This window comes from Vibrio genomosp. F10 str. 9ZD137 (genome assembly GCF_049974785.1).
Taxonomy (GTDB): domain Bacteria; phylum Pseudomonadota; class Gammaproteobacteria; order Enterobacterales; family Vibrionaceae; genus Vibrio.
This window is the reverse complement of sequence record NZ_JBNGCJ010000432.1, coordinates 1-8,275: the sequence shown is the minus strand read 5'-3', so window position 1 is coordinate 8,275 and position 8,275 is coordinate 1. Positions and strand designations below refer to the sequence as shown.

7 protein-coding genes and 1 pseudogene are annotated in these 8,275 nt (G+C 42.7%); 5 read left to right on the top strand and 3 right to left on the bottom strand.

Translation table 11 applies throughout. The annotated features are described in order from the left end of the window. On the bottom strand, positions 1-379 hold a 379-nt coding region (locus ACP45E_RS10300), incomplete at its 3' end, for a DEAD/DEAH box helicase (protein ID WP_141707287.1). Positions 380-790: 411 nt separating this feature from the next. On the opposite strand from ACP45E_RS10300, the gene ACP45E_RS10295 reads away from it, so the two are divergent. Continuing rightward, entirely contained in the window at positions 791-1,057 is a 267-nt protein-coding gene (locus ACP45E_RS10295) for an Lpp/OprI family alanine-zipper lipoprotein (protein WP_017036226.1), read from the top strand. Between the two features lie 80 nt (positions 1,058-1,137). On the opposite strand, the gene ACP45E_RS10290 is transcribed toward ACP45E_RS10295, so the two are convergent. Next, complete coding sequence (locus tag ACP45E_RS10290) at positions 1,138-2,049, bottom strand: L,D-transpeptidase family protein (protein WP_017036225.1); 912 nt, start codon at positions 2,047-2,049, stop codon at positions 1,138-1,140. 325 nt (positions 2,050-2,374) lie between these two features. Here ACP45E_RS10290 and deoD point away from each other — a divergent pair, with 325 nt between their 5' ends. The 4 genes from deoD (at position 2,375) to ACP45E_RS10270 (ending at position 7,830) form a co-directional block, all read left to right on the top strand. Then, positions 2,375-3,085, top strand: coding sequence for a purine-nucleoside phosphorylase (gene deoD / locus ACP45E_RS10285; RefSeq protein ID WP_017036224.1), 711 nt, complete (start codon positions 2,375-2,377; stop codon positions 3,083-3,085). Between the two features lie 60 nt (positions 3,086-3,145). Beyond that, complete coding sequence (locus ACP45E_RS10280) at positions 3,146-4,615, top strand: lactate dehydrogenase (protein WP_017036223.1); 1,470 nt, start codon at positions 3,146-3,148, stop codon at positions 4,613-4,615. A gap of 166 nt (positions 4,616-4,781) precedes the next feature. Continuing rightward, positions 4,782-6,269, top strand: coding sequence for a hypothetical protein (locus ACP45E_RS10275; protein WP_017037759.1), 1,488 nt, complete (start codon positions 4,782-4,784; stop codon positions 6,267-6,269). Then, positions 6,250-7,830 carry a GGDEF domain-containing protein gene (locus ACP45E_RS10270; protein ID WP_017037760.1) on the top strand — a complete coding sequence of 527 codons (1,581 nt, stop codon included), beginning with the start codon at positions 6,250-6,252 and terminating at the stop codon, positions 7,828-7,830. Before ACP45E_RS10275 ends, ACP45E_RS10270 begins: the two co-directional genes overlap by 20 nt. Before the next feature lie 136 nt (positions 7,831-7,966). Here ACP45E_RS10270 and ACP45E_RS10265 read toward each other — a convergent pair. Beyond that, positions 7,967-8,251: pseudogene (locus ACP45E_RS10265) on the bottom strand (EamA family transporter); the annotation flags it as partial. Positions 8,252-8,275 lie beyond the last annotated feature (24 nt).

Below are 8,275 nucleotides of genomic sequence, written 5' to 3'. Positions count from 1 at the left end.
CAAACCTTGGATAACGACGAAGCGCTTTCACTTGATCATTGAAGTTCTCACCACCAACAACCAAAGCCGCCTCATAAGAAAGACCACCCAGCATCGTTTTAAGCTCTCCGTAAACCTGCCTTGCAAGCTCACGAGTTGGAGCCAGTATTAACCCTCGAGGATCCCTCGCTGAAAATGCTTTGCTCTTTAGCGCTTTATGGAGCATAGGGAGCACAAACGCTAATGTTTTACCTGAACCTGTTTTCGACGACGCTAAAAGATCCTTACCAGCGATCGCCACCGGAATGGCTTGCTGTTGGATCTCTGTCGCTTTTCTAAAATCGTAGTGGCTGAGGTTTTTTAGTAAACGATTGTCTAAACCTAAATCTTTAAAGTGCAAAGGACTCTCCAGTTAATAACTATATACTCCCATTTATGGTCAATGCGCATACGCTCTAACACTAGGGAAAACAAAAACGCGATATAATACCGTGAAACAGGCTAGTATAGATATAGATCACACAAAATTAATCCGAATCTCGAGTTCATTAGCCCTTCTAATTTCATGTATTCAAATCAAAGTGTCTTTATCTAGACTCAAGTATTATGTGAATAAATTAGATGAGCTTTGTCTCTTAAATGTGAGATATCTCCATTTTTTTTTGCTAATTACTTAAATTCTGGGCTTTTTTTGACGTTCTTTAACTAGGAGTTCTGTTAAATTGTTACTACAATTTACTTCGTCACTATATTGTTATAGAAATTTATAGGGCGAATCTTCGAAGACAATGATAATTTAAGGAATTTATATATGAACAAGATGTTAATCGCAGCTGCAGCATCGTCAGTACTTCTTCTTGCAGGTTGTGCTACACCTGATCAAGAAACAATGGCAAAAATGGATGACATGAACAGCCAACTGACTCAACTTCAAGACGATGTTTCATCACTAAAAAGCGAACATGCGATGCTAAAATCTGAAGCTCAAAAAGCGAAAGAAGCAGTGATGGCAGCGAAAGAAGAAGCTGATCGTGCAAACGAACGTATTGATAACATTGCCCAGTCTTACACCAAGTAAAACATTCAGCGTCATATGTTATTAAATAAAGGCCAATCTATCTGATTGGCTTTTTTATTATTCAGTTACTTTGATTCTATTTATTGGCGGGCTTCATACAGGTTGGCCCCAACGACCTCAATCGGCACCCCATTTTGTGCCAAAACCGCCGCTCGGGCTTTGCCATCAGAAATCTTAAATTCATCCAGCCACCAGGTTAATTCTTGCGGTAACAACAAAGCCTTCTTGCTACCGTCATTTCGTGTTAGTGGCTCGTGGGCTTCTAAAAACACACTGCGATCCGGCTCCAAAGCGATTTTAATGGGTTCATCAATGATTTTAACCGGTACGCCAGTGTTTACTTGATTAAACAACCACTCGATATCCTTAGGATCCATGCGAATACACCCCGAGCTTACTCTTAACCCAATACCAAAATTCTTATTCGTTCCATGGATGAGATAATCCCCCGCACCATAAGCCAGTCGAAGTGCATACTCCCCTAGTGGATTTTCAGGCCCAGCAGGCACCACGCGCGGTAGTTCAATCCCCTTTGCCAAGTACTCTTTACGAATAGACTCTGGCGGCGTCCAAGTTGGGTTTGCACGCATTTGGCTAATGCGTGTTTCCATTTCTGGCGTGTCTCTGCCAATCTTGCCAATTCCGACCGGGAAAATATGAACAAGGTCAGCGTTTGGATCGAAATAATAGAGACGCAGTTCAGCCAAATTAATCACAATCCCTTCATAATTAACTTGAGGTAGAATCACCTGAGAAGGAATAGTCAGCACATGGTCAACCTGTGGAAGAAACGGATCAACCCCCTTGTTAGCAGCCATTAAAGACAAAAAGCCAACATCGTATTGCTTTGCTATATCGGCAAGGCTCTCACCTTCATTGATCGCATGGTATTGAATTCTACCAACAATACTGCTCCCTTCCGGCGGTAAATCATACGTTGCAGAAAATGCTGATGCACTCACTAGGCACAATGCCGCTAACCGATACCACATGACCTGATCCTTTCAATGCTAATTATTAAAATCATAACTCATTAACGATATGGTTTCTCCCTTGAAGTTACTTTCCGGTGGCGAAGCGTATTCTCTGACCAAAACGTGAACAATGGCCCAATCAAATCGATTGCCTTACCGATTTCAACATATTTAGTTATCAATACCCGCTATTCTGCTCGCTTTAGGTAAATATGTGATGAACTTCTCAAGGGCTATGACTATTACTCGCTAAAATTGCCCCAACAGAATCAGAACGATTCAACAAAATTGGTAATTTAGGATGAAACCGTCCATAAATACCCGTTAACTTTGGAGAATAACAATGGCTACCCCTCATATTAATGCTCAACTTGGTGATTTCGCAGAAACTGTTTTGATGCCTGGTGATCCTTTACGTGCTAAGTACATTGCAGACACTTTTTTAGATGACGTAAAGCAAGTATGTGACGTACGTAATATGTTCGGTTACACAGGCACTTACAAAGGCAAAAAAGTATCGGTGATGGGCCATGGTATGGGTATTCCATCGTGCTGCATTTATGTTCACGAACTGATTGCTGAATTTGGTGTGAAAAATGTGATTCGTGTGGGTAGCTGTGGCGCAGTGCGTGATGATGTTAAATTGATGGATGTCGTTATTGGTATGGGCGCATCAACCGATTCTAAAGTAAACCGCATTCGTTTTAACAACCACGATTTTGCAGCGATTGCAGATTTTGGTCTTCTAGAAGAATCCGTAAAACAAGCTCGTATTCAAGATGTACCGGTCAAAGTTGGTAACGTATTCTCTGCGGATCTTTTCTACACACCTGAAGCTGATATTTTTGAAAAAATGGAGAAATTAGGCATTTTAGGGGTGGATATGGAAGCTGCAGGTATCTATGGCGTAGCCGCCGATCTTGGTGCCAAAGCCCTGACCATTCTAACCGTTTCAGACCATATCATTCGCGGTGAAAAGCTCAGTTCAGAAGACCGCCAAAAATCATTCAACGATATGATGAAAGTAGCATTAGAGACAGCTATCAATATCTAGTTCATCATAAAGCCGACTACAGAGCTACTCTGTAGTCGGTCAATTCTCGAGGGGGTGATTGTGTCTGACGGCAAGCTACCAAAGGAAGCTGTAGGGTTACAACTCAACTTTTGTAAAACATTGGCGTGTGACAACTTTGGATTGAGCAACGCAGAACGGTATGTTCTGCAACATACGAATCCTAAACGACCAGCGATGGTATGCCGTGAATGTGGCGCCTTCCCCCCCTTACTTAATAACCAAGAAGTTCTAAATGAACTTCAGCGGCTTCAGCATCTCCATAGTGAGGGGCTACCCGCTTGTCGTAACCAAGATTGCGACAACTTCGACCTCTCTGTCCATACTCATAAGACCCTCTATCATGCTTTTGGTTACAGCGGTGATCGGCAACGATACCGATGCAAAGCTTGCCAATCTACTTTTGTTGATAAATGGTCTGGTGGGAACAAAAATCTCTCATTCCAAGAAAATTTGCTTGGGCTATTGTTCATGAGTTATTCGGTGCGTGAAATCTGCCGAAAACTCAATATTAATCCCAAAACCTTTTATGACCATGTCGAGCATATTGCCAGCCGATGTCGTCGAAAATTGGCAATGATTGACGCTAGATGGATGAAACACAGCGACAGTTATCAACTCGCGTCAGATTATGTTGCACTGCAACCTAATAGCGACAACGGAGTGATATGGATTGCAACCGGCGAAGCCAATACCGGCTATATTCTATGTCAGCACGTCAACTACTCGGCTCAAGAACAAGCTGAGGGGTCGATTGATCATGACCCATATACCACACCCGCGCGATTCGTTTCAAAAAAGCACTCATCAGAAGCAAATGAAGCTGCAATCAATACCAATCAACCTCTCAGAGCACGTATTGACCAAAAATATCAAACGATTCTGGCCAGAGGAAATGTTGAAGACCCTATGGGTAACCTTAGTCACTTTAATTACCCTTCGAAAGGCGCTTTAGTTCGTGCTCCTTATACTTCATATGCACACTACTTACATATACTAGAACTCTGCGACGACAATAAACGTTTGAGCGTATTTATGCCTCAAGATCCACTACTTCGCTCAGCAGCACTCAGTGTCTGCGTCTCTCGCATCAAACGCCAAAATGTTGACTTAATGTATGTTGAAGAAGATTCAAATTGGAAAAATATAGAACACAGCCAAAAAGTCGATATTGTTCATATGGGATGGTGGCGCGATCGTTGGGCTATTGCCAACCAAGCCGATAGCGCCAAAGGTATCTGTTATCTTGCAGGCAACAAACCAGACCCAACTCATTGGTTACAAAACGCTTCTATCCATCACACTTCATTTTACCAGCAACGTTTTCAGCTGTTATTTGCGAGTTTTATTAACGAGCCGAGACGAAAATTGCGCCCTGGTGGCATTCTTCCTATGCTCGATATTTTTAGAGCATGGCATAATTTATGCTATCAAGATAAGCAAGGGAAAACCGCGGCACAGAACCTTGGGCTATCCGAACTGCCCCTGACTTTAAGGGATCTACTCTCCTAAAAAGGCTTTTCCTTAAAAAAACAAGTGAACTACACCGTAGTTTTCGTTTTATATTAGTGAGGTAGTATATACTTGTGTAAGTTAGTTAGTGCTAAAACACACAAGGCTATTATAATTGTTTTAAAGGATTTAGACCTCATTATCATTGAGTAGGGATACCGTAGATTTGGATAAAACTCAGCACCTTTTAGAAGTTGAAATTGAACAGCTTAAAGCTCGAATCGAATCTGAGCCGGAAAAGGTATTGGTGGCAGCTGAGCAGTGTTATCTTCGAGCAACACAAACTCAGTTTCAAGAGGGCACCATACAAAGCTTGATCATCATGGCTCGATGTTCGTGGTGCTTAATGGATTACCGTAAAGGGCTTAAATTCATCAAAGAAGCCTACCAGTACCAAAATTCACTCGATACCGACGACTATCTTCCTGAAATTTTACATATCCACGCCCTACAATTCTGGGGACAAGCAAAGTACTATTCCGCTCAGCAATATTGGATTAACGCACTTGAGCAAGCCTCACTGGTTGATGAAGTTGAAATTCAAATTGAGTGCCTTATCGGTCTAGGCAACGTTTGGCGCATCACTCATGAATACCAACTGGCCAGCTCAACTCATGAACTCGCGGTAAAAGTCGCCAACAACATGAGGATTGACTGGCTCGAGGGCAAAGCTCGAATCTTACTCGCTTGGGATCTTTACCTACTCAATAATTTCGTCGAAATGCTGACGGTGCTTGACGGTGCAGAAGAGGTACTGAAAGATCACTACGATAAAACATGGACCGCAGAAGTCTGGGACTTTCGAGGCCTGGCATTACTGGGGCTAGAGCGATTAGAAGATGCCGAAATAGCCACAAATACTGCCCATGACTTAGCGATTAAAAATGATCTCGTCTGGATGAAGGCGCACTCTTACATCAGTCGAGCACGACTAGAGCTCCTCAGGAAAAACCCAGAAAAAGCCACAAAATTACTCATTGATGCCGAAATGTCCGCCACTAAATTTGATAATGGTGAGCTACTGTCTCAAATCTGTTTCCAACAATCCCTAGTAGCAGAGCAAAGCAATCACCACGAACAAGCGTTTATTGCGTTTAAAAAGTACCGAAAACATTCACTCGAAATGCTGCGGGAACAAACCGCGCGTATAGGCCTTGATAAAGCTCGTACTTCGAAAAGACAACTTGAGCAACGTGCTCGTAAATTGATCAACAGAATTCGTGGACAGCATGAATTTGACCCAGAAAAACACTTAACGAACATGGTCTCCGAGACTTACTGGTGGGAACAACTCGTCTTATTTAAAACCGAGCTGAAACGCTCCAATCATGCCATCATCATTATCCAGCATGAAGACAATGCCTACTTGGAAGTCTGCACCGAAATAGCACACTCTCTGTGTAACAAACAAGATCTCCTTTCTCGTCTTAGCAGCGATCGAATCGCCCTTTTACTCAGTGACAAAGACGACGTAGCAACAGATGTTTTTCAAATACTAGCAAAAATGATTGAGATCTATCCTTGGCAACGAAAAGGCCTTAAAAGTCGCTTACCTAAGGTTATTCTACAAGACATTCTAACCTTCCCGTTTACGTTAGAGCAACTCGTACAAAGCCAAGAAAAGGAGGTATCCCATGGAAATGCTCATCAATAAAATATCTGATTCTGGGTTAGATGCCTCCTCTGTTACTGGTGAAGAAGCGATCATTTTTTGGAATCATGTACGACAGCACATTGCGACCACAAGCGAAGAAAAAGCCCAAACCTATATTATCAGTGCTGAATATCGTGCTGAGCTGAACCAGATTCAAGCGTGCATTGATGAACTGCGCCTCGCACTAGAGCAACTTCAACTTCCCAAAGACGCTGAATCGATTTTATCGGTCAAAAATAGTCTGAGTGAACATCTTGTTGATATCGGTGATTACTCAGCGGCACTAGCCGAGTATTCCTCTGCTTCCTCTATTGCCGTAGAACATGGATTTATCGATCATTACGCCTTGTCTATCCTTGGGATGGGGAATCTATGTGACGCCTATGGTGATCACAGTCGAGCGTTACGTTACTACCAAAAAATCGACGGCATTGATCATGCGATTTCGAGCCGCTCTCTTCGTTTACGATACAAGCTCTACATGTTGTCTTGTTTTATTGAGCTAGGGCGATTGGCCGCAGCAAACGATCTTATTCGAGAGTGTGAAGAATTAAGTATTTTAGTCAGCAATAAAATCCTGGCAGGTCAAATTCATCTCTATCAAGCAAAACTGTACCGGCAACAAGGGAAAAGCGATGAAGCTTTACTCTCTATCGCGAACATTCAGTACAGCTCAGGTAACATTCAGTCAGCCTGGCTATCTAACATGATTCGCCTTGAATTGGCGTATTGTCTAGGTGATATCAACAGGCCTCAGCTAGCCAACCTTGTCTTGCATAACGCGAGTAAACGTATTACGGCGAATGCCACGCCGATTTTATCCAAACGATTGTTTGATACATTAAGTGATGTCAGTGAAATTCAAGGCGATTTCGAACAAGCATTGAAGTACCAGAAGAAAGGCTATCGTATTGAGTCGGACTTAATGAAGAACATCCCAATTACAGAATTGGGAGCTAGCCAATTACGTCGCTTATCGCGTTATGAATTACAGCTTAAGCTCATTCTATCCGAGATAGAAAACCGTGAATTGAAAGAAACAACCGAGAACCAGAAAAACACGGTTAAAAAACTTCAACAGGATGTCTTCACTGACCCACTGACCGACCTGCATAATCGACGTTGGTTAGATGTAAAGCTCAAAGACTTGCTATTGCACGAAACCCCTTTTTCTTTAATGGTTATCGATATCGACCACTTCAAATCGATTAACGATGAACTCAGCCACTTAGTCGGGGATAAAGCCATTGTTAATGTGTCCCATGAATTATCCGCTTACTTTCGCTTCCGCGGTGCCTCTTGTGTTCGCTTTGGTGGCGAAGAGTTTTTGGTCATTCTAGAGAAATCCACACTCGAACAAGCGGAAATGCATGCGCAAAACTATCGCGAGAGAATTTTTCAATTTGGGTGGAAAGAAATTCTTGGTGAACGAGGGCTAACCGTGAGTATCGGCGTTACCCTTCATCGGGAAGGTGAAAATACCCAGCGAACCTTCTATCGCGCGGATAAAGCGCTTTACCGGGCTAAAGCGAATGGTCGAAACCAAGTATGTACCGAATAACAAGCGTAACAAATGGCCTCTGCTCTTCCTTCCAATCTAGCCTAGCTTCTGGTTTTAGCGGCTAGGGCTGGTTGATTTAAACTTGATTGCTTTAAACTTGATTGTTTTAAGCTAGGTGTGGCTACAGGCCTAGCAACTAAAGAAAAAACAACGATATTCCCAATAGCGCAAACAACGTACCAAAGAGACTGAGCTTACTAATGGTTTCACGCCTAATGGCGTAAATGACCAGCATGAACAAAGGGCTGGTTGCAATGAGTGTTTGCGCAATAGCAGGATTCGCATGTTTCAACGCCACCTGTTGTAGCCACAACGCCAAAAACGTTCCGACAAAAATAGCACTGAGTAACCAGATAAATGAACGGCTCCCCATCGAACTGAGATTCCTTTTTATCGCTTTGAACGGTTTATCTTCAATCCACCAAAAGATCGGCAGAGCGGTTCA

Excerpts from the sequence above, each read along its gene's own strand:
- ACP45E_RS10295 (WP_017036226.1), top strand. The coding sequence starts at position 791 with ATGAACAAGATGTTAATCGCAGCTGCAGCATCGTCAGTACTTCTTCTT.
- ACP45E_RS10290 (WP_017036225.1), bottom strand. The coding sequence starts at position 2,049 with ATGTGGTATCGGTTAGCGGCATTGTGCCTAGTGAGTGCATCAGCATTT.
- deoD (WP_017036224.1), top strand. The coding sequence starts at position 2,375 with ATGGCTACCCCTCATATTAATGCTCAACTTGGTGATTTCGCAGAAACT.
- ACP45E_RS10270 (WP_017037760.1), top strand. The coding sequence starts at position 6,250 with ATGGAAATGCTCATCAATAAAATATCTGATTCTGGGTTAGATGCCTCC.